The sequence below is a fragment of the Pantoea deleyi genome (assembly GCF_022647325.1).
Classification (GTDB): Bacteria; Pseudomonadota; Gammaproteobacteria; order Enterobacterales; family Enterobacteriaceae; genus Pantoea; species Pantoea deleyi.
In genome coordinates this window covers 2,269,954-2,296,583 of the sequence record NZ_CP071405.1, presented here as the reverse complement: position 1 = coordinate 2,296,583, position 26,630 = coordinate 2,269,954, and the positions used below count along the sequence as shown (strand labels likewise).

The following is a 26,630-nucleotide window of genomic DNA, read 5'->3' as shown; positions in this document are numbered from 1 at the left end:
ATAAATGAAATATGACGTTGTTGCACTGTTATCCGGCGTGCTGAATGAGGCCGGAATGGCTGAGATTCTGGATAGCGATCTGAGCAACCACTCCACCATCTCTCTGAATATGAAAGATGATATTCCAACCATTCACGTCAGAAGTGAAGATGATGAAGTCTGGGTGTGGGCAAAAATTGTTGAGCAGACTCCGGCCTCGCTGAGCTATTGCAGCGCGAGTTTATTACCGCTGATGATGAATCATAACGAAGAGTATTTTTACACCGGGCAGCCCTGTTTATATCCCGTCGACGGAAATATTGAACTGCGCGCTCAGGTAAAAGATAAACATCTGCACGCGTCGGATGATTTTTTATCGATGCTGGATTACTACCTGAGTATTTTGCAGGAATATCGCGCCGTACTGGTTTAATTACTGAGGTTTATACCATGGTCGCCCAATGCCTGGTTCATCTGGCACACCCGCTACGTATTCAGGGAAATGTGATTGAAGCGCATTTGCCGGGAACGCGTATCGGTGAGATATGCGAGATCCAGAAATCCTTACTTGAACCTGAAGTGCTGGGGACGGCCCAGGTGATTGGGTTCAATAAGGAACATACGTTACTGAGCCTGCTTAACGATAATCAGGGCTTTTCACGCAGCAATGTCCTGCTGCCTACCGGCAAGCCTTTTCGTATCGATGTGCATAAAAATATCGCCGGGGCAATCATTGACGCAACGGGTACGGTTCGCGGGCGCCTGGACAACGGCGTGCAGCAGACTTTACCCGGTGCGCAAAGTCTGGACGCCTGCGGGGCGCCGAAAGATTTTACTCAGCGTAAGCCTATCACTGAATCTCTGGCCACCGGTGTCAGGGCCATTGATGGCCTGCTGACCTGCGGGCAGGGTCAGCGTATGGGCATTTTTGCGGCGGCGGGCTGTGGTAAAACGTCTTTAATGAGCATGATCGTTGAACACTCCGCAGCGGACATCTACGTCATCGGGCTTATTGGGGAGCGTGGACGTGAAGTCACCGAGTTTGTGGAAGAGCTGAAGCGTTCGTCGCGCTGTTCTCAGATCGTGCTGGTTTACGCAACCTCAGACCGTTCCTGCGTTGAGCGCTGTAACGCGGCGCAGATTGCCACGACGATAGCCGAGTTCTTCAGCGGGCAAGGTCAGAACGTACTTCTGTTTATCGACTCGATAACCCGCTATGCGCGCGCGCTGCGTGATGTGGCGCTCAGCATGGGAGAACTGCCCGCCCGAAGAGGCTACCCGGCATCCGTATTTGAAGCTTTGCCAAAATTACTGGAGCGGCCCGGACGCTTTTTAACCGGCTCCATCACGGCCTTCTACACGGTGCTGATTGAAAATGAGGAGGAGTCGGATGTCATTGGCGATGAGGTTCGCTCGATTCTTGATGGCCATATTTATCTCAGCAAAAAGCTGGCCGCGAAGGGACACTATCCGGCGATCGATATTATGCAGAGCATCAGCCGCGTATTTTTGCAGGTAACCGATCCGGAACACCGTCAGCTGGCAAAACGTTTTCGCGAATATCTTGTCCGTCAGAAAGAGATGCAGCTCTATCTGGATCTCGGCGAATATCGGCGCGGCGAGAATCCGGAGAACGATGCGGCGTTTGATCGCAAAAATCAGATGGAAGCGTTTCTCCAGCAAGGCATGGAAGAAAAAACCGACATGCAGGCCTGCCTGGAGAGCTTATATGGAAGCGTGGCGTAAAGGGCGCGAGTTTGTTTCCCTGCTCGAGCGCAAACAGCAGATCCTGCAGGGCGATATCGTAAAAACGGAAAACCGCTTAGCGAAAATAAGGCTGAAAATGGCTGAATATCAGCAGGAGTGCGCTGATATTAACCAGCAGATAAAAATGTTAACCCCCTCCGGGTTACACAGCCGTGCAGATATTTATAAGGGAATAAGGCAGCAGGGCGCGTTATTGACTCACCTGCAACTGGTTCTTCATAAAATAAATCAACTGGAAAACGAAAAATATAGTCTGGAGAACACCCTTGAGCAGCATCGCGCCGCAATGAGCATGCTGGATAAAAAGCACTACAAACTTTCTTATTATTTGCGGCCACTGCGCCGCGAATATTTACGCCGCTGTGACAATGATGCAGAAAGCGAAATTCAGGAGATTGCGGGTTATGGTAGAAAAAATTTCTGAAGTCAGTATGAGCGTTGCGATGAAAGGGGCGTCAACGCCGGATGACCACACGCTGCTGAAACAGATAGCGAAAAAGAAAAAACAGGATAAGAGCAGTGAGATGCCTGCGCTGGTCGCCATGCTCCCGCCGGAAATGCTGGTTCAGTTAACGACGCCCTCTGCACGGGGGGGCGGTCTGCAGAAAACCGAAAAGCTGGCGGTGAAACAAGCCGCGAGCGACTCTCCGGGCCTTGCCGCAGAACTCCGGCAGACAAAGCAGGGCGATGGCCTGCGCCGGCAGGTGGCGCAGGCGGTTGCTGGTCAGATGGCCAGCACGGACAGAGGCAGCAGCGCGGTCAGCGTCCGGAAAGGCGAGGTCAATGGCCCGTCAGTCACCAGGGCTTCGGCAGGCGCATCAACGTCCGGGGCGCAATCCACCACACCTGTAGCCACACAGGTGACAACCGACGTATCCACAGACGTGTCCGCAGAGGTGCCTGCAAAGGTGGCGACAAAACTTCATCCCTTCGCTACGCCTCAGCACCCTCATGTTGCCGCCCGGGCAAACCCGCTCATCGTCACGTCATCGGCCCCTGTGGCGGAAGCGGACGGTCAGAAAAAGCCGTTACGGAACAGAGAAGAAAGTGGTGAAGCAAGACCGCTCTGGCAGGAGGCGAAGCAGCCGGAGAGTCTGGTAGCAAAGCCGGGCGAAACCGTGGCCCACAGCAGAAATAGCCCCGTAACGCTTGCGCAGCTAAAGACGCAGGCCGGGCTGGGAAGCGGGGTAAAAAGCGGAAACGATGGCCAGACACTCGAGGTGAACTACCAGTTTCAACGCTGGACAGGCGACCATTCGGTCAGAGTGTCTGTACCAGCCGACGCGCGCCGTGACGGCAATGTCACGTTGCTGCCTTCCGATGTTCGTGCAGCGGATGTGCTGCTCCGCAATATGGGCCAGCTGACGGGTCTCAGCCCGGATCTTCTGCGCCCCCAGCAGGAGCGGGATGAACAGCAGCAGCAGCGGCAGCAGCAACAGCAGGATGAGGATCAGGAATGAGCCTGAGAGGTCATTTACGCAAGCCTGACGGCCGCCAGCTGACGCTTGAACTGCTGCGTAACCATCATCCTGGCAGCGACATCGTGGGGTTTAGCGGGCAGGAGCGCTATCTGCAGGTGCAGCTTGAGGATAAGCAGGGCAGCCGGGCGCAGGCCTGGCTTAGCGTGGACGCCTGGCTCGGCTACATGGAGATCCATCTGCCCGGCATCCCCTGGTCGGAGGTGCCTCTCAGCTATCTGGCGCGCTGGTTAAACCATCTCGGACTGAGTTTTTTGATCGGGGAGCAGGTGTGGGATGCCGCACAGATTACGCTACCCGCAGACACCCTGCCGGCAAAGGCGCTTGCGATCCCCGCAGAGCCTTGCCCGCTGCTTTGTCTTGACTGGCCACAGAGTGAAGAGCGCGCATTACCCGTGCCGGCCATCACCGCTATTGATGTGCCATTCCAGCTCAACTACGTGCTGGGATACACCGCGCTCTCACTTGCTCAGCTGGCAGACGTGGCAGCGGGGGATTTGCTGCTGATAAAAGAGAATCTGCCCCATCTGGCAATAGGCGATCGCCGATTTTTTAAACTGCGTTATTACCCGAATAAGGAGGTTATTGTGGAAGAACAGCTGGAAGGGCATGACCAGGAATATTATGAAGATGAGGTTTTGCACGACTGGAGCAGCCTGCCCGTCACGATTGAATTCGTGCTGGCGGGCCAGACGGTGACCCTGGCGGAATTAGAGGTTATAGCACCAGGCACCTCACTGGCGCTCTCCCCGGAAGCGGAAAAGAGTATTAAAATTTACCTAAATAAAAAGCTCTTTGCCCGCGGTGAGCTGGTGGCGCTGGAAAACGGCTCTCTGGCGGTTGAGGTTCATCACGTGAACCCGACTCTGCCAGGTAACAGGGTGCAGCCTGATGCTGAGTAATGATATTTCGTTAATTGCACTGCTGTCGTTTTTCACCTTACTGCCTTTTATTATTGCCGGGGGAACCTGCTTTATTAAGTTCTCTATCGTACTGGTGATGGTGCGCAATGCTCTGGGGATACAACAGGTCCCTTCAACCTTAACCTTAAACGGCGTCGCGCTTATTCTCAGCGCTTTTGTCATGATGCCGGTGTGTCAGAAAATTTCTGGCTATATCGAAGCCAACCATATCGACTTCAATGACAGCCGCTCTGTCACACAACTTATGGATCAGGGATTAGGCAGTTACCGGGCTTATCTGGTGAATTATTCCGACCATGAATTAATCCGCTTTTTTTATAAAGTCCAGCAGCAAAAAAGCGGTGAGCCGGCGCCTGAAGTGGAGGACCATGAGTTAACGGCCCTGCCGCTGATGACTCTGATGCCGGCCTATGCGCTTAGCGAAATACAGAGCGCATTTAAAATTGCGTTCTATCTTTACGTCCCGTTCGTGGTCATCGATATGGTCGTTTCCAGCATCCTGCTGGCCTTGGGAATGATGATGATGAGCCCGGTGACTATCTCAATCCCTGTTAAGCTCATTCTGTTCGTCTCAATGAACGGCTGGAGTTTATTAACTAAAGGACTGATCGCCCAGTACGCCGATCTGATGACATCATGAGTCAGGTATTATTTATTGGCAATTCCGCGCTGCTTGTTGTGCTGAAGCTCACGGCGGTGCCTATCGCCTTTGCGACCACCGTAGGCATTATTGTTGGCCTGTTTCAGACTATCATGCAGATTCAGGAACAAACGCTGCCCTTTGGGCTGAAAATGCTGGCGGTATTTGCCAGCATTTTTATGCTGATGGAGTGGTTTTCAGCCGAAATGATGAATTTCGCCACTCAGGCTTTTTATATGGCGTTTCGTTAAAACGGAAAATATATGCTGTTTGTGGCCCTCTATCTTAATTTTCAGCACAGCGTGCTGACTTTTGTCATGGTCTACGCGCGGCTGGCGATCGTCTTTTATATGTTGCCGGTACTGGGCGAGCGGGTTCTGTCAAATCTGATTATTAAAAACACGCTTATTTCTCTGACAATCGTCGGTCTCTGGCCCTGTTTTGACGCGCTAACCGATCCGGAGCAGGGCTGGCTGATTATCCTTATTAAGGAGTGCATTATCGGATTAATTCTGGCCTTTACGCTCTGCATGCCTTTCTGGATCGTCATTGGCTTGGGTGAAATTCTTGATAACCAACGCGGTGCGACCATCAGTGACAGTATCGATCCGGTTAACGGCGTACAAAGCTCGATACTGTCAGGCTTTCTGAACTTTGCCTTCGGCGCGATTTTTTTTGCCAGCGGAGGCATGCGGCTGCTGCTGGACGTGATGGTGCAGAGCTATCGCATGCTTCCACGAGGAAGTTCTTTAGAGGGCATTCACTGGGAACAGGCCGGCGATCTGCTGGTGGTCTTGATGCAAAACAGCATTCTCCTTGCGGCGCCGGTGATGCTGGTGATGATGATCGCCGAAATGTTGCTCGGCGTGTTCGCGCGTTACTGCCCGCAGCTCAATCCTTTTTCACTCTCTCTGACCATCAAAAGCTTTATTGCCTTTGCCGTTTTGCTTTTCTACGGCTTTCACTCGCTGTCTGAGAAGCCGCTGCATATGTTCTCGCTTTCCGCTTTTCAGCAGTTTCTTCCCTGAGGAGATCGTTTATGGCAGAAAAAACAGAGCAGCCTACCAGTAAAAAGCGCAGGGACTCCTCCAAAAAAGGTCAGACGTTTAAAAGCAAAGATCTTATCACCACGGTGATCCTGCTGACCGGATGCTTTTATCTGGCCTATGGCATGAGTTTCAGTGACTTTACCCATTTTTACGCCATGACCCTGCTGTACAGCACTCAGGTTGGAATAAATGATTATCTCATGGGCTTAATGCGCATTTTCTTTCTGCTGAGCCTGCCATTTATTACGCTTTGTGCATTAATGGGGATGGGCGCAACTTTACTGCAGACGGGTTTTTCTATTGCAACGGAAGCCATAAAGCTGAATTTCAAGGCGCTGAACCCTGTGGAAGGGGTAAAAAAGATCTTCAGCATGCGCACGGTAAAAGAGCTGGTGAAATCAGTTTGCTATCTCATTGTGTTTGCGGCGACCTGCTATAGCCTGATTCACAACGACCTTCGCCAGATATTAACGCTTTATCGGACCGATATCGCCGGGCTTATTGCCTGTTGGGTGTCGCTGACGCTAAAGGCCGTGCTGGTATTTGTCGGCTGGTCCGTTTTTGTACTGATTGCAGATTTCATCGTGGAATATTTTCTCCATTTCAAAGATCTGAAAATGGATAAACATGAGGTCAAACAGGAACGTAAAGAGAGCGACGGCAATCCGCAGATTAAAAGTGCCAGGCGGCGCGTGCACCAGGAGATACTTTCCGGCGAGGAAATGGCGGCGGTCAGAAATTCCGAGGTGGTGATGGCAAACCCAACGCACATCGCGATGGCGATCTATTTTAACCCGGAAGTGGCATCCCTGCCGTTTATTGCGCTGCGCTGTACCAATATGAAAGCCAAAGCGGCGATTGCTTATGCGGAAAAAATCGGCGTGCCGGTCGTACGCAATATTCCGCTGACCCGCAGGCTATATGGCACCTATAGCCAGTACAGTTTCATTTCGCTGAATGATGAGGTGCTGATGGACGTGATGGACATTCTTATCTGGTTACGCCAGGTCGAAGCCGCGGGCATGACGCAGATGGCGATCGCCGACGAGGAGGCCGGGTCGGTATTGCCGGAAACACAGCAACCGCCAGCAGACCACTTGTAGCGGACAGCTGTGCGGTTTTTTTGTATTAAATAGCGGGGCGTAAAAGTAAGATGATTTTATCTTCTTCACTGCTCGCCTTTTGCTTAATTGGCTGATTCAGGATGTTAACAATTAACAAGGAAAGAGGCTGCAATGGCTGATAAGAATATGCTGGATTTACTCAACGACGAAGAAGATTTTGAAAGTGATGAGCAACTTGATGCTTATGCTGACAGCCTGCTGGATGCTATTCAGAACGGGGCGACGCTTAAAGACGTTTATGCCGTACCTGAGGACACGATGCAGGACGTTTATAAGCTGGCGTATGATTTTTATCATCATGGCAAGCTGGACGATGCTGAGTCGCTGTTCCGCTTTCTCTGTATTTATGATTTCTATAATCCTGAATATGCAATGGGTCTTGCGGCGGTCTATCAGCTTAAAAAGAACTATGCCAAAGCTATCGAGTTTTATGCCCTGGCTTATTCATTATCGAAAGAAGACTACCGGCCAATGTTTTATGCGGGTCAATGTAACCTGATGCTGCGACAGGGTGTGCAGGCCCGAAAATGCTTCGATATTGTTATTGGCAGGTGTAAAGACGCGGTATTAAGTGAAAAGGCGAAAGCTTACATTTCTGCGCTGAATAAAATAAATCATGACAAGTCCGATCCTCCTGAAGAGGAGAAACCTAATGAGGAATAAATATGGAGATAATCAGGCAGGTGACGCAACCCGTCATTCCGGAACAAGCCACCCAGGAGACGGCAGACAAACATCAGGCGGGAATGAATGCGGGAGACGTTGAGTTAAAAAAACAGACCGCACAGGCAAAACGGCTCGGCAAAGCAGAATTAAAAGATCATCCACAGCTGAATTCGGTCAAGGGCGCGCTGCGCACCCTGCAGCCCGACCAGCTGCTCAGGCTGCTGAAGTCGACGATTAATACGGTCAACGGGAATACCCCGGAGACGAACTTAAACAACCAGGAGATACCGCAGCTTACGTCTCCGGTGAGCCGTGATCCTGCTGCGGCAGACAGCGGCAGCGAAGCGAAGATCTCGGCTTCGGCCTGGGCAACGGCATTGCTCGGGAAAGTGATGCAGCTTACGAACGAAACGTCGATGAATACTCTGCTTGGTCAGTTGCAGGGTATCAACGTCATGATGGATGGCGCTGCAAATGCCTATTCTGAAATGGCCGCCCGGTTAGAGCAGCAGGGAACGCAGTGGGCAAGCGATGCGGACGCCCTGAAGGCGTTGCAAAAGCAGGCTGACGCACTTTCACAGGATGCCGGAAAGGCGCAGTCTGCGCTTGATGACGCACAACAAAAACTGGCGGCACTTGAGGCTGAGGCCGCGAAACAGACCCCGGTGTCGGCAGCATTACAGGGCAGGATCGATGCTGCCAGAACGGCGGTGAACGCTGCGCAGGCTAACCTCACCCAGGCCACGACCGCTTATAACAACTTTGCGACTAAGACGCTGAATCCTGCAATAGCGGCAGAGCAAAGCTCACGACTGGCATTACAGGCGACGCAGACCCGGTCGCAGATCATGATTGATTCATTCAACCCGCAGCAGCAAAACATCATTGAACATCAGCGTAAGGAGGCGGATGCAGAGTCTAAAACCCTGACGTTCCTTATGGCCCTGATGGCGCAGCTGATTGATAAAAGCTCCAGCGATGATCTTCAGGCGTCGGCAGAGCTGAAGCAAAAATTGGCGGAAGCAGCGGCCAAAGACGCAGAGAAAAAGGCCAAAGAGTACGAAGAACAGGTCCGTAAAGCGGAAGAAATGCAGAAGACGATGGGCTGCGTCGGCAAGGTGCTGGGCTGGGTTATTACGGCGGTCAGCTTTGCCGCTGCGGCCTTCACCGGTGGCGCATCTCTGGCACTGGCGGCCGTCGGGCTGGCCCTGGCAGTTGGTGATGAGATATGCCAGGCCGTAACCGGCCGTTCGTTTATGGCCGACGCGATGCAGCCGCTGATGGATGCGATCGTGAAACCGCTGATGGAGATCATGGGTAAATATTACTCAGCCATTCTTCAGACCCTCGGCTTCGATAAAGAAACGGCAGATATGGTGGGTCAAATCCTCGGCGCGATTGCGGCGGCGGCAATACTGGTCGCCGGTGTCATGGTGGCGGGTAGCGTGATGAGCAAAGTGTTTGGCACGGTAATGAAAAAGATTGGGGTCAACGTGGCAGAAGAAGCCAGTAAGACCATGGGCAAAAATGTCGCTGTTGAATTAGAAAAAGAGGTTGTAAAGGACATCACCAAAAACGTGGTGCGCACTGTGGTGAAGGAAGTGGCGAAAGATACAGGGAAAGAAGTGGCTAAAAAAGCCACGAAAACGACCCTGCAAAAATTGATGGACAGTGCTGTCGGCCAGGTCATGAAGCGGTTGAGTCAAGGGTTTGGCCGTTCATTGGGTGCAAACGAACTGCAAATGGCCAAAGTTTCAAATTACAGCCAGAAGGCTGTTCTCGGTCTGAGTGTCATCAATACCTCAGCCCAGGCGGCGACCGGAATTGTTGCGGCCAGTATGCAGCTGGAAGCGTCGAAAATCAGAGCTGACATGATGAATGACGCGGCCCTTCAGGATTTGCTTAATGAAATGATGAGTCGCGCCATCGACAGCTTTACCCATCGAATGGAATCGGTCAGTGAGATTGTGCGCAATATTTCCACGGTGGCAGAAAATCAGGCGCAGGCTGGTAAATATATCACTAAACAGATGAGTGCCGTTGCCGGATAAAACGGCGGGACGACTTTTACCCGCAATACTATAAAGGAGCTTTATCAATTATGTCTGATATTACTATTGGTGCTGGTGCGTCAGAACGTTATGCACGCGTGCAGGACGTTCAGACCGAAACAAAAAGTGTTGTCGTTCAGGAAGAGAAAAGAAATGTCCAGGACGTGTCCGATCTCGCCAAAAAAGAGGGCATGCTGTCGTTGATGATGGAAAAGCAGAGTCTGCGTACCGATACAACGCATGCGTCATCGGCGGCTCAGAAACGGAAAGGGGGAGAGACTGAAACGGATACCCCGGCTAAAACGGTGAAATTATCCGTCGCAGGGGAAGGGGATGCCAATAAAGCTGAACGCCTGGCAGCTTCCGTGCCTGGCGTATTAACGTCACAGATTAATATTACGCAGCCAAATAATAAATCGGCAGAGACGGGTAAGAGTGACAGCCACTCCACCGTGAGCAACGCATCCTCTTCTTCTTCTCAGGCGCGTTCGCAGCCCGCGGTTGAAGGCGGCACGGATATCACCGCCGCAGATGCAGCCGGCCCGCGGTTCATCAATGTCGTCGGCTCCATGAAGCAGCTCGAGCTGAGCAATACCATCACTACCGTCATGCTGAATGCTGAACGGGATGCCAACAAAGCGGCGGCGGCGGCAACAAATCGCAGCATGGATGCGGCGGCTCGCGCCGGCAATAAAACCATTGAGGCGGCCCGACAGAATCTCAACGGGGCAATCACCTCTGGCGCGCTGGGCATTGCCGGTCAGGGCGCAACAACTGCGACCCAGATGAAAGCGCTCAACAAAGAAGGGGCGTCCATCACCAAAAACCTGAAACCCGCCCGCAACCTGGAGCTGGGTGTTCGTGAGCATCAGACCGCCATTAAGAGCGGCAAAGACAGCATGATTCATCAGAACAAAAAGCTGTCCGGTGATGTTGAAGCCACCATGACCCATCCGCAGGCCGCTGATATGCATGCCAGCGCGCTTAAGCGGGATACCCACAATTCAGTGCAGCTTGCAACGCAGAAGAGCCGTATTACCGCCGAGTACGCCAACCAGGGCGTGCGTTCCGGACAGGGCGCTATTGAAGGGGCATTTGGCGTATCAGCCGCTGAAAAACAGAAAGAGGCAGAGCTGGCCCGTGCCGATCGTGATGTGAATAACGAACTGGCTAATACCCAGAGTCAAACGGCCAGAAAGGCCGCAGAGACCAATGCGGCCATCAGAACGATGACCGACACCATACTCAATGCGAACAACAGCGCGGTATCTTCCATCGCGGAACGTACACGCTAACGCTGAAGAAACAAGCAACGTATGCTGGAGGTCTGGCATACGTTGCCTGAAAGGGATGACGTAATGCTTAACGTAAATCATGTTGCAGCCAACCCCGTTAGTTATTATCCCGTTGATAGCAACGCTGCTCAGGCTGCGCCGATGGCGGAAACCCACGCAGGTTCAACGTCGGAACTCAATACGAAACTCATCAAAGAACTTATTGCCAGATTGAATGCCCCTGATAAGGCGAATAAGTTAGATGAGATCAGGGCACTGCTGGGTCAGTATGGTCTGGATACCAGCGGCGAAGATTTTAATAACAGCAAACTGCTTGCCTCACTGGACCGTCTCAAAACGGCCAGTGACGGCGCGCAACCGTCGGATGACGTTACTGAGATGATCGCTGCTCAGGAACAGCGCGTGAAGAGCAGCGCTCAGGCCTTATCGGACATCCAGCGCGAGATCGTCACAAACCGGACTAAGGCAAGTTATTCCCTGAGCCAGTTCTCGGCCGGGAAACAGCGAGCGGCGCTGGAATCGGCATCGGAGGGCGATGAGGCCGAAATTTCCACCCACACCAGCTACGCCGATCTGTGGGCGGGCATGGCCCTCGCTATTAAAGAAATCAAAGACGATTACGTAGATTTCTATGCCGATTTAATGCAGAAATATACGGAAATGTACGAAGCCTATAATACGCACGTACAGGGGGCCGCCTCCAAAGCCGTTTCTACCGGTGATGACGGTAATAATGTTAAATTCGATGCGTCCCTCATGAGTAGCGGGTATACAAACTTCAGGAAGGAAATTAAAAGTATCGATCTGGGCAGCGTAAAGAACTGGAGTAAAATGACGTCAGATGAGCGTAAAAGTATGGAGACCACGCTTGCACCCGCATTTAAAGTAGATGACAGCGGTAAAATCGAATTCAACCTGGATCAGTACAGCGCCGCGCCTGATCATCCATCAGGTATCAGCAATGGTAAAGTTTCTACTGCCAGCTATCAGGCCTGGCTTGCCTCCTTTAATGCAGGCGGCAGCGCCCTGCAAAGTAATATGCAGGCTTTTGCCCAACGTTATAGCCAGGCAAACAGCACATTCGATAATTTAAATAAAGTATTGAGTGGTGCAATTACTTCCCTGGCGGAATGTGCAAAAGACGTTCTTAAAGCCTTAGGTTAAAAACGGGCTGAGTGGGTTATATGAACAGCATCTACAGGTTCGCATCGCAGGAAAGTTTAAGACAGGATATTTATCTGACTCAGGGCGTCAATGAAAACTATGGTGCATTCGCCTGCCGCGTTTCGGGATTGCAGGTTAATTTTCCGGAGCCAGACACATTTTTAAGACGGTCGGACAGCTGGTCGTCTGACTGCTCACAGGGCAGTTTTAAAGCCCATTTTGACTATGCGTCAACATCAGAAGCGCATTATTCATTACCTGGTGAGGGTGTTTGTGCTGCACAACGCTATTTTTTTTATCTGCGGACAGAGGTCCCGAAAGAAGCCTCTTTGTACAGGAAGGATCATGCGGATAAAAATGTAATTGTGCAGCCTGACAGACATCGTCACTACCCGAAGATGAGTGATAAGCCAGATAAAACCGTCTTTCAGCGGCTGTTAAATTTCTTTACCCGGTGCTTTATGCCCTGCATCAACGTAAACACATAGGACAGTGGAGGAGTTAATATTATGCCTGGATCTATTAATGGTGCAGTCAGACAGGATATTCAATCTATCTATGCCAGAGGCATGGAAAGCTCAGCATGCGCGACGGGAAGGCCCGCTTTTATCAATCTGGTAAAAGAAGGTAAAAATGATCCCATAGCCCTCTTTAAACAACAGCCGCATCAGACCGTGAATGCAAAAAAACTTGTTTTGCATGAGGCGCAAAAAAATCTTCCCGCTGACTTCCTGCAGAAAACGTTAAGTCCGGAAGGAAATAAGATCAGGACGCTTATCGGTGTTATCTATCAGGATGTGCAGGACAGCGGTAATGCAGAGGATCTCGCCAGGCTCAACAAAGTCTGTAAGAAATTAGCCGACGCTAACGGTAATGAAAGCAAAGAGCAGAAAGTCGCAAAAGAACTCTCAGGCCTGGTTTCAAAATACAGCGAGGGGGCTTTTGAGAAGGTGGTCAACACCTATATTCAACACTGTATGGAGACCTGGGAAGATCATCACCAGGCGAAGGCAGTGGATACGCAGGACAAGGCCATTTTTAAGCAATGTCTGGATGTCTGCAAATCGACGCTAAAGCACGACGTTGAAGGGCTGACGCAGCCCGATCAGCCCTGGGAAAAGATGGCTCAGAAGCTGAACTTTTTCGTCAACGACTGTGCCGCGATTTCAAAGACGCTGACATTTTATGAGGCGGATCCGGTGTCTCCGGCACCCCAGGGCCCAGAGATCCAGGATCCCAACCCGGACGGTGGAGCAGATAACCAACGGTTCTTTATTCCAGCCGGGCCAGGTCAGGGCGGCATTACCCTCAATATCACCAGCCAGGGGGGAAGTGTTGGCGATATCAGCCACGCAACAGGTGCGACGAACACCGCGCCCGTCGACTCCAACGCGACAATTGTTAAGCACATTCTTGATTCCGGGCTGACCAATGTTGAAAAAGTGGGGCTGATTAAAGACCTGTTCAATGCCAGCATTGGCGACGGTAGCAACTTCCTGGGACATCTGGCCGGTGTACAGGGTTACAGGCAAGAACAGGCTGTCGATGTGCCGCAGCAAAACGTCGCCAGGCGGGAAACTGAAACCCAGACAACCCGGCCTGAATCAGAGCACATCGCGACGCAGACTGAGGGGGCGCCTGATACGGAAACGGTTAACGATGCAACGCCTGGCCCTCAACCCGATGTTCAGCAACCGCCAGTCAGGGTGGCTGAAGAAAACAGGCTGCAGACGGCAGTCGACGGCGAGGTGTCCGGCAGGCAGGATGCACATCATCCGGACGCGGACACCGTTGATGGCGGTATGCTGCGCGACAAACAGGCGCCGGACGGCCGCACGCCTTTATCTGGCAGTGCGTCTGTTTACACCACTTCACGCACCATCGACCCGCTGAATCGCAGATCGCCAACGCCGACGCATTTTGTACCCTCCGGGACGGAGACGCCACCTGCGCGGGCAGGTGGAAACGTCGTTACGCTGGCGGATAAGTTTGAAGCCTTGAAGCAGAGGTCTCCTTCAGCCTTCGCTCACCTGGATAAAAGCGGTGCCGTGGCTTCAGAAGCGGAAAAAACCGAATCCACTTCGGACCATCATGCTGAGAAGCGCCTGACGGAGAGCCTGAAAAAGCCTGAGCCGGACTTATCCCTCCATTATCAGGTGCCGGATGACACTTCGGCAGCGCGCAGCGTACCCGCAGGTATCGACACGGCTCACCCAGATAGGGATTCAACGGAGGGCGCGATGGTTCGCAAGGAGGGTGGGGAGGTCAGCCATCAATCTGCACCTAAAGCTTTCCAGCCGACACGGATGAATACGGCGGCCACAAACCTGTCCGGGAAGCGGTCCGGCAACGACCGTGTTTATACCACGGTGCGCACTGTGAATTTATGGAACAGAGAGACCAGGCCGGTGAATTTCGTTCCTGAAGGTGCCCAGTCTGACCCAGCCGAACTGGATGCGGTGACGTCGCGGATAAGGCCACGAGATCACTCTAAATTCGATGCGCTGGAAAATAAGAGAACTGAACAGGACAAAGAACGCCTTCCTTTTCAGGAAAAGTTAGCTGAGTTCATACGCCGGCGCGAGCAATAGGTGACTCACCATGAATGACGTAGTGGTTGATAAAAAGGTGGTTTCGCTGGTTTTGTACCTCATTTATCAGGTTAACGGCGTTCCGCCAGAAAAGATTAAACCGGAGGACAGTTTAATTACTGACCTGACGATGGACTCCGTTGAGCTTATCGATCTTCTTATGCGGCTCGAAGAGATAGGCGTAACGATCCCTGAGTCAGAGATCAGTAGTCGCCTGACCGTGGCGGATCTTATTCAGCGCGTACAGGAAAGTGCCTGACGCCGTTCATTCAATGTCGCCTGAACAGAGGGAGGGCGACAGTCAATTAATAAGGAAATGATGTCATGATGACAATGCCGATTCCGACTGCTGAATTGTACCATGCGATGGTAAGCGCGAGTGCCAAAGCCGCGATGGCCGCAGGGAGTGCCATCAACGGCGTCCGGCAGGGCTTTCTTTCCTGCGTGACAAAAGTTTGCAACTCGCTGGTCACGATGAAAGACGCGGTCGTTGCAGGTTTCCATCGTCTTAGTGACAGGATGCGTCACCCGGCCGCCGAAACGCCGGTGTCAACACGGCCTGTGACTATGCTTGCCCCTGTTTCGGTCGTCGATACCAGAACATTCTGTCAGGAACTCATTCGCAAAATGGAGGCTGAACCTGGCTCTATAAATGGTATGTTCCGACAGAGTCCAAAGCATAAAATCAGTGAATTTAATCAACGTCTGACCGATCCGGCTGCACTGCTGGAGGCGGTCAGAAGTGACGAAATTAATAATGTCGAAGCCGGTTTTTTAGTTAAGCAATGGATGGGGCAAACGCTGGCAGACAATAAATTCTCTCCGGAAGAGCGCAGGGCGCTGGTGGCCAATAAGGACAACCGGTCTGAAGTGAATAAAATTTTTGAGCAGAAGTTTAATTCCTCCGATCCCCGCGTGATGGAGAATAAGGATAAATTTATTTCGCTACTTTCCGTCATGCGGAAATATAAAGAAGTCTCGCTGGCAAACCTCAACATGGAGAACCGTCAGCACGACCCTTCCGTGGTTGGCGTGGTGGGTATCGCACAAACATTGGATTTAGATTCAAAGCTAATGCTCGCCACTACCCCGGCAGAAATAGCGCTGCGTCATAAAGAAAAAGATGAGGCGTTGACAGCATTCACGGCTCTGCTGGACCATTGCCCGCCTGGTGTGCCGCCGAAACCGGCCTTCCTGCGATCCCACTGACTCCCGTATTTCCGGAACACACAGAAGGCCTGCTTAGCAGGCCTTTTAACGTTAATCTCTGCCGGTGACCAACATGCGGCAGACTTTTTCCTTAGCTTCAGCCCAGGGGCTGGCGTCGCCCAGGCTGGTGAGGCCGGGTGACGAAAGTCATGGCTGATTAATGCCGGCATACCGTCCACGGCTGGCCACTGAGCACCGGTTTACTGATGCTTTTGCGCGCATGCGGTTTGCGGCGCGTTTTAAGCTCGTCCCTGCAATGACCCGGCGCTTTAGCCCGTTAAAGAGTTTACACCCGCAACGCTGCCACAAATATACAGCGTCACAACTGTGCGGTTTCACGGAAGTGTTTCTTTCCGGATGTCAGCCAGAAGTTGCCTGCCTATACTGCGATTTTTATCCCGGAGCTGTTTCCTGTGAAAGACAGTGCAGGCTCCGGTTATGGCCAGGCTGGCGTGGTAAGCATTCAGCGGAGAGATTCAATGCAGGCACGATGCCACAGGTGTCAGGGTGCACAGGCTCCGGGAGCCCGCCTTTCCCGTTCGTGGGTGCTCTGACGTCAGCCAGCATCGCTAATCCTGCCTGAGGAGCGCCATCCAAAGGGGATCAACGCGTTCAACCAGCTTGCTCATAGCATTGCGGATATCCTCATCAGGCTCCGTCATCCGGATACCTGCCAGCCGCTGTTATCATCGAAGCAGGGGACGCCATAAAGTGCGTCCCCGGTATCCGAATGAATATCGGGAGGCGTGTTTTTATGGGTCACCCCTGGTTTCTAATCCTTATGCTGACAGAACATCCCTTTACACCCTCAAACCAGATTCAGAGATTACGACGCGTAAAGGTTAACTCCAGCGGATTAAACAGATTGCGGAAGAAGGTGTCGACCTTTTTGATGTTACTGATATCGCTTTCCGTCAGGGTATCATTCCTGAGGCGACCGACCATCTCCATGGTAACGTCTTTCATCGCCGCAATACTGTCGCCGTAGCGAGCCACGTTTCCGGCTTCTTTTTCCAGCTGTTGAGCGGTCGTCTGAATGCTGTTTACGGCATGATGAAAGAAACTATCCGGGTAAAGGTTTTTATCCGCGGGCAGAAACGTCGTCGTTGCCATGTAATTCAGGGTTGTGCTGAATTCCCGAAGCACGGCCAGGTTATCGGCAGTGGTGGTGTACTGCCCTGAATCGGCAAACGGGAAGGACTCAATCACATAGTGGTTATCGCGCTCGCCAGTGGGCCCAGGGGACGCGATCTTCTCTTCGCCATCGTTTTCGCCAAAGGCAGGAATATTCAGCTGCTGCGCATAGGTGTAGGTCTGACGGAATACGGCCGCAGGCGTTCCGGCTATAATAATTTTATTGCACGGTTTATTTTCCCGGATCATGTCATTAAGAATATCCGCCACGTTAATGGAGTTCTGACCACTGTTTGTGGAAAAATGGTCGGTGTGGATTTTTTCCGCCGCAACACCATTCCCGACCAGAATCTCTTTAAACCGACCCGCTTCAGTTTTGTTTACGGCGATGTGATGGCGATCGGTGGTGCCATGCCCGCCAAATCCGCTGGTAATAAATTGCAGGTGTTTAGCCGAACCGGCTAATTTAGCGACATGAGCGACATACGTTTCATCATTGTTGCCGTTCAGCACTAAGAAAGTCCCTGGTTTATCGTTTTCACTCAGCCATTCCTGCCCGGTTAGTTTTCCCGCTGTCTTCAGAGAAATCACCTTGCCGTTATCACCGGTATTAATATGCAACGCCACCGGCTGTGTCAGAACATCCAGTTTCCCGCGGGCAGCAATATTAAAGGCTGCTTCCATCGGCTGTAATTCGTTCATAAGGGGGGCGACGGCTTTAGGCTGCGCCTGAAGAGCGTAGCCTGCATTGACCAGTTTTTGCATGACCTTTGCGGTCTGGTTATCGGCGAGATGCTTACCGCCATTAACGGAGTGGTGCAGCGTTTTTCCGTTGGCGAGAAATCGGGTTCCGGGATGCCGGGCCATCGCCAGCTCTTTTGGATTCTTTTCTGCCGTTTTTAAGGTGCATCGGGCAATTCTCTCTTTAATCCGCATTATTTTGCGTTCTACCGGAGAATCATGTTTCCTCATTTTTGACGTTGAGGCGGAGTTACTGACATAGTCCATTTTTTTAATAAAGGTTGTTTCAGCCGCAGCCTTATTTTGAGACGTTACGGGCTGCTCTTTTCGTGACAAATTCGCAGAGTCAATGAGGGGGGAGTGTGTGGCAGATGTTATCATGATGAACCTGTCTGTTCAGTTAAATGAAGTAATAATATAAATGACGGGTGTGCAGGATTATTTAATAAAACGCCTTTTTCTGGCACAGGTTGAAGGGCCCCGTTTTTCTGGAAAATTAAAGTCTCTTTTTCGTTAGGAATAGCCCGGTGCCATGGCCTGAAATAAGGCGAATGCTGTGTTGCCTCTTTAACAACAGGCCTGGGCTGAACGTTCAGTTCCGCAAATGCAGGTGCTACGACTATTTTCGAAACAGCTTCATATCTTTCCGATTTGCTGAGGATTCGGTGCCTGTTTATGCTCTGTCCTGCGACGCAGAGGGCCTTGTGCACAGGCCAGACAAAATGGTCAGCAGCGTTGAGCATCGCGTTGCCAGCTTAAAAATCAGGTGAGTTTGACGGCAACGGATGCAGCGCCTTGCTAAGCCGTATCCTGAAGATTGTGAAAGTGGGGCGGGGTTATTACGCTGCAGGCAGCTGACTGATTGCGGAAAAATTACACGTCCAGGGCTACACAATGGGTATGTTTTGGTAATTTTTTGGCCAGCCTTTACGCTGCAACCATTCTGTGAGGAGCAGCTTAAAGCGGTCAGAGGCGTGATGAATTCATCAAAACGGTGTGATGACGAAATGAATGATGATGCAAAAAAAAATCCACGCAGTGGCGTGGATTTTTACAGGTCTGTCAGACCTCATGGGGTGCTGAAACCCCATGAGCCAGTTGTTAACTCAGACGTTAAACAGGAAGTTCATCACATCGCCATCTTTGACGATGTACTCTTTGCCTTCTGAACGCATCTTGCCGGCTTCTTTCGCACCCTGTTCACCCTTGAAGGCGATAAAGTCTTCAAACGCGATGGTCTGGGCGCGGATAAAGCCTTTCTCGAAGTCGGTATGGATTTTACCGGCAGCCTGTGGTGCCGTCGCGCCGACCGGGATAGTCCATGCGCGAACTTCTTTCACGCCTGCGGTGAAGTAGGTCTGCAGGTTCAGCAGGGCGTAACCGGCGCGGATCACGCGGTTCAGGCCTGGCTCTTCCAGTCCCAGCTCAGCCATAAACTCGTCGCGATCTTCATCTTCCAGCTCGGCGATGTCAGACTCAACCGCAGCGCACACCGGCACTACGACAGACCCTTCCGCTTCAGCGATAGCGCGAACCTGATCCAGGTACGGGTTGTTCTCGAAACCATCTTCATTGACGTTGGCGATGTACATGGTCGGTTTCAGCGTCAGGAAGCTCAGGTAGCGGATGGCCGCTTTCTCATCGGCATCCAGATCCAGTGAACGCAGCATGCCCGCTTCAGAGAGGTGCGGCAGGCACTTCTCCAGCGCGGCCAGTTCGGCCTTCGCATCTTTATCGCCGCCTTTGGCTTTCTTCTGCACGCGCTGAATCGCACGTTCACAGGTGTCGAGATCGGAAAGCGCCAGCTCGGTATTGATCACGTCAATATCTTCAGCCGGGTTCACTTTACCCGCAACGTGGATGATGTTGTCGTTCTCAAAGCAGCGAACCACATGGCCGATCGCTTCGGTTTCGCGGATGTTGGTCAGGAACTGGTTGCCCAGGCCTTCACCTTTCGACGCGCCTTTCACCAGACCGGCGATATCGACAAATTCCATGGTAGTCGGCACCACGCGCTGCGGCTTGACGATCTCAGAGAGCTGATCGAGACGCAGGTCAGGCATTGGCACAACGCCCGTGTTTGGCTCAATGGTGCAGAAGGGGAAGTTAGCCGCTTCAATACCCGCTTTGGTCAGCGCGTTAAACAGAGTGGATTTACCGACGTTCGGCAGGCCCACGATACCGCATTTGAATCCCATGGTTTAATACCCTTTATGACTGGATGGACAGTGCGCCAGACGGCGAACTGTCGGAGACGAACTGGAAATTTCGCGCATTATACACGGAAACGCGACGATTCGGGCGTTTAAGCCGGTTTGAAGGCGTGCAGACGGTTCATCGCCTTGATGCGATCCTCTTTCAGCCACAGCTCGGTGCAGCGCGCCGCTTCATCTATCGCATCATCGATCAGCTTCTGCTCGCTGGCGGGCGGCTTGCCCAGCACAAATCCGGTCACCTTGTTGCGGTCGCCGGGATGGCCGATGCCGATGCGCAGACGGTGAAAATTGTTGTTGTTGCCCAGCTTGCTGATGATGTCTTTCAGCCCGTTGTGACCGCCGTGGCCGCCGCCCTGTTTGAACTTAGCCACGCCAGGGGGCAGGTCGAGTTCGTCATGCGCCACCAGGATCTCCTCCGGGGCGATACGATAAAAGGTCGCCATCGCCGCGACCGCCTTGCCGCTCAGGTTCATAAAGGTCGTCGGCACCAGCAGGCGCACATCTTCTCCGGCTATCGCCAGGCGGGCGGTATAGCCATAGAATTTGCTTTCCTCTTTCAGTGACTGATTGTGACGTTCAGCCAGTAAATCCAGATACCAGGCGCCCGCGTTGTGGCGCGTGGCGGCATATTCAGCGCCCGGATTGGCGAGGCCTACAATCAGTTTAATGCTGCTCACAATGATTATCCTGCTGTTATTGCGAAAGGGCGTTAGTTTACTTCGCCGCAGGCGAGATGACAAAGCCGATGCCGCGAAATGGTTCATGAGGGTGATTAATCATTTTCTATCTAAATCAACAGGCTGCCATCAGGACCACGCAATCCTTTATGGCTGATGTGTGATCCAGTACGCAACGTTGACTTCAGCCATTGCCTAAACTTATGACACTTAACATTGTGTGCGGTTCTTAACCTGTATGGATGGAGGTTCAGCATGAAACATCAACACTGCCGTATGGCGGGTAACAGTTTGATGGTACTGGGATTAGTCACGATGGTTCTGGGCGTGGGTGTCTCCATTGCGAACCAGTTGCCCACTCTGAACATGCCGCAGATCCTGGCGCAGGGTGCGATCTTAAGCATCTTTATCGGCGCACTGCTGTGGCTGGTGGGCGCACGTGTCAGTGGCCGTGAAAAAGTGGAAGATCGCTACTACTGGCTGCGTCACTACGATAAACGCTGCCGCCGGTCGCCCAACTCCCACCATTAACTGATGGCGACAGGGAGCGGATGCTGCGCGGTGCGGTTCCGGCCGCTGGCCTTAGCGTAATAGAGCGCCGCGTCCGCCAGTGCCAGTAAATCATCAAATCCCTGCTGCGGATGCGTAACCGTTGCAAACCCGATGCTGACCGAATAGGCAACAGCGTCGGGCCGCGACGCACAGACCGCCAGGCGAATCGCTTCACACCAGACCTCCGTTTCCTTTGACGCCGCTGGCAGTATCGCCGCAAACTCCTCGCCGCCCATGCGGGCAAAACGCCCTTCGGCTGGCAGCAGTGTCCTGACGATCTCGCAAAAGTGGATTAAAACTTTGTCACCCTGCTGGTGGCCATACTGATCGTTGATGCTTTTGAAATGATCCAGATCGAACAGGATGGCGCTGTAAGGCCGGTTCTGACGCCGGCAGCGCGCCACTATCTTCTCCGCTTCACTCAACAGGGCGCGCCGGTTCCATACGCTGGTAAGAGGATCGTGCAGCGAAGTCTGCCTCAGCGTGACCTGCATCCGCTCGTTGACCATGGCGAGAATGGTAAACGCCAGGCCGATAACAAACAGAATAGACTCCAGGATGACGTAAACCGAGAAGTCTGAGCCGCCAATCGCGCCCGGCTTTGCAGTGGGGATTGCGCTGTCCAGAAACAGGCGCGCCAGATGAAACAGCAGATGGATCCACAGCAGCAACTGCGCGGGCCAGAAGGTAACTCTCAGCGTCTCGCGGGCCTGCCACATCAGCTGGATCAGGGCTGCGGTATAGAGAATGCAGGCGATGCAGAGCACCACCACCCGTCTGGGCAGGCTGTCGTAAAAGGCCGGGAAACAGCAGAGCAGCGCCCAGATCAGGGCACCCAGCAGCCAGTGATGGCCGATGGGTTTACCGCAGAAACGGCGGAACGCATTCAGCAATGTGCCATAGGCGAGCAGGACCACAATGTTGCCGACCGCCACCGGCAGGAAATGCAGACCGCTGCTGCGCAGGCTGCTCAGAAAGACGGAGATCAGGGTGAAAATCAGCGACAGGCTGGTAAACCCCAGAATGCGATCGCGCTGTGAACCCAGCCAGGCGAAAACCATGATGATGCTCAGAAACCCCAGAACATAGAGCTCGCAGACAAACAGAGTATAAATATCGAGACGCATGATGATGGGTTTCTGGTGAGAAAAGGCGCTGCAAATTACCATTTAATGCTACAGGGCAGAAGCGGGGAACACAGGGTTTTGTGAAAAGAGTGAGAGGCGTCAAAAACCGGAGGTTTTAAGGAAATTTATCGCGCTAATATCAGAAAAGAGAGCGCGTTAATCCGGAAGCGGGCGAAAAAAAACCGGGCACAGGGCCCGGTTTAGCGAAGATTAATGCTCGAACATCGCCGAGATTGACTCTTCGTTACTGATGCGGCGAATCGCTTCGGCCAGCATGCCAGACAGGGTCAGCGTGCGAACGTTCGGCAGAGACCGGATCTCTTCAGAAAGCGGGATGGTATCGCAGACGATCACCTGGTCGAGTACAGACTTACGCAGGTTTTCAACGGCGTTGCCGGAGAAGATCGGGTGCGTGGCGTAAGCAAATACGCGTTTAGCACCACGCTCTTTCAGCGCTTCAGCCGCTTTGCACAGCGTGCCGCCGGTGTCGATCATGTCGTCGACCAGCACGCAGTCGCGGCCAGCAACGTCACCAATGATATGCATCACCTGAGAAACGTTCGCGCGAGGGCGACGTTTATCGATGATGGCCATATCGGTGTCGTTCAGCAGTTTAGCGATAGCACGGGCACGTACTACGCCACCAATATCGGGAGAAACAACAATCGGGTTTTCCAGACCGATCTGCATCATATCTTCCAGCAGGATCGGGCTGCCAAATACGTTATCAACCGGGACGTCGAAGAAGCCCTGGATCTGCTCGGCGTGCAGGTCAACCGTAAGAACACGGTCAACTCCGACGCTGGAAAGGAAGTCTGCCACTACCTTAGCGGTGATAGGCACACGCGCGGAGCGCACGCGGCGATCCTGACGGGCATAGCCAAAGTAGGGGATGACTGCGGTAATACGACCAGCAGAAGCACGACGCAGTGCGTCGACCATCACAACCAGTTCCATCAGATTATCGTTGGTGGGAGCACAGGTGGACTGGATGATGAAAATATCACCACCGCGTACATTTTCGTTGATCTGTACGCTCACTTCACCATCACTGAAACGACCGACAGCGGCGTCTCCCAGACTGGTGTAAAGGCGGTTGGCAATACGTTGTGCTAGTTCCGGGGTGGCGTTACCAGCAAATAGCTTCATATCAGGCACGAGAAGAACCTCAGGCTTTGCGTCCAGAGAATGAACGGCATGATTGTAACCGGCGCGTACAATCATGAGCGTTCACACGGGTGTGTTGATGCGAAAGGTGCAGTGTCCGGAACGTGGTGACACTGTCACGCTTTCGCTAATCGCCCTGCAGGGTACGCTGTAGCGGCGAAACGTTAACGCCCCGGGCTACAAATCCGCGCACCCCCTGCGGGGCAAGCTCCAGCACCTGGCGGGCAGCAGACTCGGTGTCAAATTCAGCAAACACACAAGCGCCTGTGCCAGTCAGGCGTGACGGCGCGTATTCTAGCAGCCAGGAAACAAGCTCATCAACCTCACGAAAACGTTTTCTTACCACTGCTTCACAATCATTGGTGAAGGGTAAGGCTAAAAGCGTCGATAAACTGCGCGATGGCGTATCCCGTGTCAGTTCAGGATCGTTAAAGACCTGCGGGGTGCTGATGTGCACGCCCGGATGGGCGACGAGATACCATTTCTCTTCCGGCCTGGCGGGCTGCAGCTCTTCGCCGACGCCCTGCGCAAAGGCCGCGAAGCCCTGCACAAACACCGGCACATCCGCGCCCAGCGTGACGCCGATGGCCGCCAGCTCATCCGGCGTAAAGCCGGTCTGCCACAGATGATTCAGCGCGACCAGGACGGTAGCCGCATCCGACGAGCCGCCGCCCAGCCCGCCGCCCATCGGCAGCTGCTTTTCGATGGCAATCTGCGCACCCGCGCGCGCGGGCAGGCTGTTTCTGGCCTGCGCCGCCTGTTTCAGTCGCTGCGCGGCACGCACAATCAGGTTGTCGGCATCCGCGACGCCCGGCAGCGGCGTTAACAGCGTAATGGCATCGCTGTCATCAACGGTGATCTGCAACCGGTCGCCATAATCGAGGAACTGAAACAGCGTCTGCAGGTTGTGATAGCCGTCGGGACGACGGCCGGTGATGTAGAGAAAAAGATTCAGTTTCGCCGGAGCGGGCCAGTGGGTGATCATTGAACGGTCCAGCCGTCCATACGCAGTTTGATGCGCTGGTCACCCTCTTTCAGCTCCAGGCTGGAGGGCAGCGGCGGGGTAACTTTGCTGTCGTAACCGGCGATGGAAACCTGCCAGCTCTGACCGTCGCGGCTGTAGTTCAGGCTGCGCAGCTGATAGTTTTCGTTAAGCTGATAGTCGGTGGCGTCACCCGGCAGACCCATCATCCACTGACGCAGGTTCGCCAGCGGGATATTCATGCCGGTGAGCTGGGAGATCATCTTCTGCGCATCGTTGCTGACGTAGCGCTTGCCCTTGTTATCGACGATCTGCACCACGGAGCCCTGCGCATCCAGCTGCAGTTCGGTGCTGCCGAGCGGGTTGGTCAGCAAGAGGCGATAGCGATCGGGCGCGGTCTGCTGCCAGTTGAAGCGGGCGTAGACCTTCTGCCTGTCGGAGAGGTAGGCAAAGGCGCCGCGCGTCTGATAATGCGTGACCTTTGAGACCGCCTGCTGATGCTGTTGCCACTGTGGCGCGGTGACGCTGGGGCCGGGACCTTGCGGTTTGTTGACGCTACAGGCCGCCAGCAGAACGCTGGCAAGGGGCAAAAGGCGCAACAGATTGCGTGGTGAAGTAAGCATCAAGTGGTCATCTCCTCGGACACATTGATTAATCGTAACGGATAACGCTAACCGCCCTGGTTTTAACCGTCAATGCTGTTATGCAGCAAATTGCGGTTGATCGGGTTAATCTTATTACAGTCATAGCCTTTGTATGGCTTTTCTTGATCTGCCGCATCTTGTAGAATGCGCATCACAAAACCCTGACATTATTGGGACATCCCAACCAAAACTACCATGACGCTGCTCGCTCTCGGAATCAACCACAAGACCGCCCCCATTGCTCTGCGCGAACGTGTTTCGTTCGGGCCGGAGACGCTTGAGCAGGCATTAAACAGCCTGTTATCACAGCCAATGGTGCAGAGCGGCGTGGTGCTGTCCACCTGTAACCGGACCGAGCTCTACCTGAGTGTAGAGCAGCAGGCCGATTTGCAGGCGCGTCTGGTGAGCTGGTTGTGCAATTATCATCAGCTGAATGAAGAGGATGTGCGTAACAGCCTCTACTGGCATCAGGATAACGAGGCTGTCAGCCACCTGATGCGCGTCGCCAGCGGGCTCGACTCACTGGTGCTCGGCGAACCGCAGATCCTGGGTCAGGTCAAGAAAGCCTTTGCGGACTCCTCACGCGGTCAGGCGCTGAGCAGCGAGCTGGAACGCATGTTCCAGAAAACTTTCTCGGTCGCCAAGCGCGTCCGCACGGAAACCGATATCGGGGCCAATGCGGTGTCGGTGGCGTTTGCCGCCTGTACCCTGGCGCGCCAGATCTTTGAATCTCTCTCGTCGGTCAACGTCCTGCTGGTGGGCGCGGGCGAGACCATTGAGCTGGTGGCGCGTCACCTGCGTGAACATCAGGTCAAAAACCTCATCATCGCCAACCGGACCCGCGAACGCGCCGAAACGCTGGCGTCGGAAGTGGGCGCTGAGGTGATCACGCTGGCGGAGATCGACGCCCGCCTGGCCGAAGCCGACATTATTATCTCCTCCACCTCCAGTCCGTTACCGATTATCGGTAAAGGGATGATGGAGCGCGCCCTGAAAGCGCGACGCAACAAACCGATGCTGCTGGTGGATATTGCCGTACCGCGCGATGTGGAGCCGGAAGTGGGCGACCTGCCTAACGCCTATCTCTACAGCGTGGACGATCTGCAGGCGATCATCGAGCAGAACCTGGCGCAGCGTAAAGCGGCGGCGGTGCAGGCCGAAAACATCGTCGTGCAGGAAAGCAGTGAATTTATGGCGTGGCTGCGCTCGCAGGGTGCGGTCAATACCATCCGGGAATACCGTTCTCAGGCGGATGAGATCCGTGCTGAGCTGGAAGGCCGTGCGCTGCAGGCCCTGCAACAGGGCGGCGATCCGCAGAAAATCATGCAGGAACTGGCGCACAAGCTGACCAACCGTTTAATCCATGCTCCAACCAAATCACTTCAGCAGGCCGCCCGCGACGGCGATAATGAACGCCTGCAGATTTTACGCGACAGCCTGGGTCTCGATTAGGC

The 26,630-nt window shown here is 53.4% G+C and carries 27 protein-coding genes; 19 read left to right on the top strand and 8 right to left on the bottom strand.

Features of this window, described 5'->3' with window-relative positions; translation table 11 throughout:
• Positions 1–4 precede the first annotated feature (4 nt).
• The 17 genes from J1C59_RS10810 to J1C59_RS10730 all read left to right on the top strand — a co-directional run bounded on the left by J1C59_RS10810 (position 5) and on the right by J1C59_RS10730 (position 15,936).
• Positions 5–412 (top strand): InvB/SpaK family type III secretion system chaperone, encoded by a 408-nt coding sequence (locus tag J1C59_RS10810; RefSeq protein ID WP_128084731.1) that lies wholly within the window; start codon positions 5–7, stop codon positions 410–412.
• Positions 413–429: 17 nt separating this feature from the next.
• Positions 430–1,725: a type III secretion system ATPase SctN gene (gene sctN, locus J1C59_RS10805; RefSeq protein ID WP_128084730.1), complete on the top strand. Its 1,296-nt coding sequence runs from the start codon at positions 430–432 to the stop codon at positions 1,723–1,725.
• Positions 1,709–2,170 carry a type III secretion system protein gene (locus tag J1C59_RS10800; protein ID WP_128084729.1) on the top strand — a complete coding sequence of 154 codons (462 nt, stop codon included), beginning with the start codon at positions 1,709–1,711 and terminating at the stop codon, positions 2,168–2,170. The genes sctN and J1C59_RS10800 overlap by 17 nt, the downstream gene beginning before the upstream one ends.
• On the top strand, positions 2,151–3,206 hold the full coding sequence (locus J1C59_RS10795) for a SpaN/EivJ family type III secretion system needle length determinant (protein ID WP_158086863.1): 1,056 nt from the start codon (positions 2,151–2,153) through the stop codon (positions 3,204–3,206). The genes J1C59_RS10800 and J1C59_RS10795 overlap by 20 nt, the downstream gene beginning before the upstream one ends.
• Positions 3,203–4,126, top strand: a complete 924-nt coding sequence (locus J1C59_RS10790; RefSeq protein WP_128084727.1) for a FliM/FliN family flagellar motor switch protein — start codon at positions 3,203–3,205, stop codon at positions 4,124–4,126. The genes J1C59_RS10795 and J1C59_RS10790 overlap by 4 nt, the downstream gene beginning before the upstream one ends.
• Complete coding sequence (locus J1C59_RS10785; protein WP_128084726.1) at positions 4,116–4,787, top strand: EscR/YscR/HrcR family type III secretion system export apparatus protein; 672 nt, start codon at positions 4,116–4,118, stop codon at positions 4,785–4,787. Before J1C59_RS10790 ends, J1C59_RS10785 begins: the two co-directional genes overlap by 11 nt.
• Positions 4,784–5,038, top strand: coding sequence for a type III secretion system export apparatus subunit SctS (gene sctS / locus J1C59_RS10780; protein ID WP_128084725.1), 255 nt, complete (start codon positions 4,784–4,786; stop codon positions 5,036–5,038). The genes J1C59_RS10785 and sctS overlap by 4 nt, the downstream gene beginning before the upstream one ends.
• 12 nt (positions 5,039–5,050) lie before the next feature.
• Entirely contained in the window at positions 5,051–5,815 is a 765-nt protein-coding gene (gene sctT / locus J1C59_RS10775; protein ID WP_128084724.1) for a type III secretion system export apparatus subunit SctT, read from the top strand.
• An 11-nt stretch (positions 5,816–5,826) separates the two neighbouring features.
• Complete coding sequence (locus J1C59_RS10770) at positions 5,827–6,939, top strand: EscU/YscU/HrcU family type III secretion system export apparatus switch protein (protein WP_128084723.1); 1,113 nt, start codon at positions 5,827–5,829, stop codon at positions 6,937–6,939.
• Positions 6,940–7,071: 132 nt separating this feature from the next.
• Entirely contained in the window at positions 7,072–7,623 is a 552-nt protein-coding gene (sicA, locus tag J1C59_RS10765) for a type III secretion system translocator chaperone SicA (RefSeq protein ID WP_128084722.1), read from the top strand.
• A gap of 2 nt (positions 7,624–7,625) precedes the next feature.
• Positions 7,626–9,677: a type III secretion system translocon subunit SseC family protein gene (sctE, locus tag J1C59_RS10760; protein WP_128084721.1), complete on the top strand. Its 2,052-nt coding sequence runs from the start codon at positions 7,626–7,628 to the stop codon at positions 9,675–9,677.
• A 50-nt stretch (positions 9,678–9,727) separates the two neighbouring features.
• Positions 9,728–10,972 (top strand): type III secretion system protein, encoded by a 1,245-nt coding sequence (locus J1C59_RS10755; protein WP_128084720.1) that lies wholly within the window; start codon positions 9,728–9,730, stop codon positions 10,970–10,972.
• Between the two features lie 63 nt (positions 10,973–11,035).
• Positions 11,036–12,136, top strand: a complete 1,101-nt coding sequence (locus J1C59_RS10750) for an IpaD/SipD/SspD family type III secretion system needle tip protein (protein WP_167498260.1) — start codon at positions 11,036–11,038, stop codon at positions 12,134–12,136.
• Positions 12,137–12,156: 20 nt separating this feature from the next.
• Positions 12,157–12,624, top strand: a complete 468-nt coding sequence (locus tag J1C59_RS10745) for a hypothetical protein (protein WP_140917073.1) — start codon at positions 12,157–12,159, stop codon at positions 12,622–12,624.
• Positions 12,625–12,645: 21 nt separating this feature from the next.
• Complete coding sequence (locus tag J1C59_RS10740) at positions 12,646–14,727, top strand: hypothetical protein (protein WP_140917072.1); 2,082 nt, start codon at positions 12,646–12,648, stop codon at positions 14,725–14,727.
• Positions 14,728–14,737: 10 nt separating this feature from the next.
• Entirely contained in the window at positions 14,738–14,986 is a 249-nt protein-coding gene (locus J1C59_RS10735; RefSeq protein WP_128084716.1) for an acyl carrier protein, read from the top strand.
• Positions 14,987–15,051: 65 nt separating this feature from the next.
• Positions 15,052–15,936, top strand: coding sequence for a hypothetical protein (locus J1C59_RS10730; RefSeq protein WP_128084715.1), 885 nt, complete (start codon positions 15,052–15,054; stop codon positions 15,934–15,936).
• A gap of 819 nt (positions 15,937–16,755) precedes the next feature.
• Here J1C59_RS10730 and J1C59_RS10725 read toward each other — a convergent pair.
• From J1C59_RS10725 to pth, 4 genes are all read right to left on the bottom strand, one after another.
• On the bottom strand, positions 16,756–18,192 hold the full coding sequence (locus tag J1C59_RS10725) for a YdcF family protein (RefSeq protein ID WP_128084714.1): 1,437 nt from the start codon (positions 18,190–18,192) through the stop codon (positions 16,756–16,758).
• Positions 18,189–18,554, bottom strand: coding sequence for a hypothetical protein (locus J1C59_RS10720; RefSeq protein ID WP_128084713.1), 366 nt, complete (start codon positions 18,552–18,554; stop codon positions 18,189–18,191). Before J1C59_RS10720 ends, J1C59_RS10725 begins: the two co-directional genes overlap by 4 nt.
• A gap of 363 nt (positions 18,555–18,917) precedes the next feature.
• Positions 18,918–20,009 carry a redox-regulated ATPase YchF gene (gene ychF, locus J1C59_RS10715; RefSeq protein WP_128084712.1) on the bottom strand — a complete coding sequence of 364 codons (1,092 nt, stop codon included), beginning with the start codon at positions 20,007–20,009 and terminating at the stop codon, positions 18,918–18,920.
• 107 nt (positions 20,010–20,116) lie between these two features.
• Complete coding sequence (gene pth / locus J1C59_RS10710; RefSeq protein WP_111140259.1) at positions 20,117–20,704, bottom strand: aminoacyl-tRNA hydrolase; 588 nt, start codon at positions 20,702–20,704, stop codon at positions 20,117–20,119.
• 255 nt (positions 20,705–20,959) lie between these two features.
• Here pth and ychH point away from each other — a divergent pair, with 255 nt between their 5' ends.
• Positions 20,960–21,235, top strand: coding sequence for a stress-induced protein YchH (gene ychH / locus J1C59_RS10705; protein WP_128084711.1), 276 nt, complete (start codon positions 20,960–20,962; stop codon positions 21,233–21,235).
• Here the strand turns inward: ychH and J1C59_RS10700 are convergent.
• The 4 genes from J1C59_RS10700 to lolB all read right to left on the bottom strand — a co-directional run bounded on the left by J1C59_RS10700 (position 21,232) and on the right by lolB (position 25,155).
• On the bottom strand, positions 21,232–22,383 hold the full coding sequence (locus tag J1C59_RS10700) for a GGDEF domain-containing protein (protein WP_128084710.1): 1,152 nt from the start codon (positions 22,381–22,383) through the stop codon (positions 21,232–21,234). The two genes, ychH and J1C59_RS10700, sit on opposite strands and share 4 nt — an antisense overlap.
• Before the next feature lie 210 nt (positions 22,384–22,593).
• The gene (gene prs, locus J1C59_RS10695; RefSeq protein ID WP_111140256.1) at positions 22,594–23,541 is read right to left on the bottom strand and encodes a ribose-phosphate diphosphokinase; all 948 of its coding nucleotides are present in this window, start codon (positions 23,539–23,541) and stop codon (positions 22,594–22,596) included.
• A gap of 136 nt (positions 23,542–23,677) precedes the next feature.
• Positions 23,678–24,535 carry a 4-(cytidine 5'-diphospho)-2-C-methyl-D-erythritol kinase gene (gene ispE / locus J1C59_RS10690; RefSeq protein WP_128084709.1) on the bottom strand — a complete coding sequence of 286 codons (858 nt, stop codon included), beginning with the start codon at positions 24,533–24,535 and terminating at the stop codon, positions 23,678–23,680.
• The gene (lolB, locus tag J1C59_RS10685) at positions 24,532–25,155 is read right to left on the bottom strand and encodes a lipoprotein insertase outer membrane protein LolB (protein ID WP_111140254.1); all 624 of its coding nucleotides are present in this window, start codon (positions 25,153–25,155) and stop codon (positions 24,532–24,534) included. Before lolB ends, ispE begins: the two co-directional genes overlap by 4 nt.
• Positions 25,156–25,371: 216 nt before the next feature.
• Here lolB and hemA point away from each other — a divergent pair, with 216 nt between their 5' ends.
• The gene (gene hemA / locus J1C59_RS10680; protein WP_128084708.1) at positions 25,372–26,628 is read left to right on the top strand and encodes a glutamyl-tRNA reductase; all 1,257 of its coding nucleotides are present in this window, start codon (positions 25,372–25,374) and stop codon (positions 26,626–26,628) included.
• Positions 26,629–26,630 lie beyond the last annotated feature (2 nt).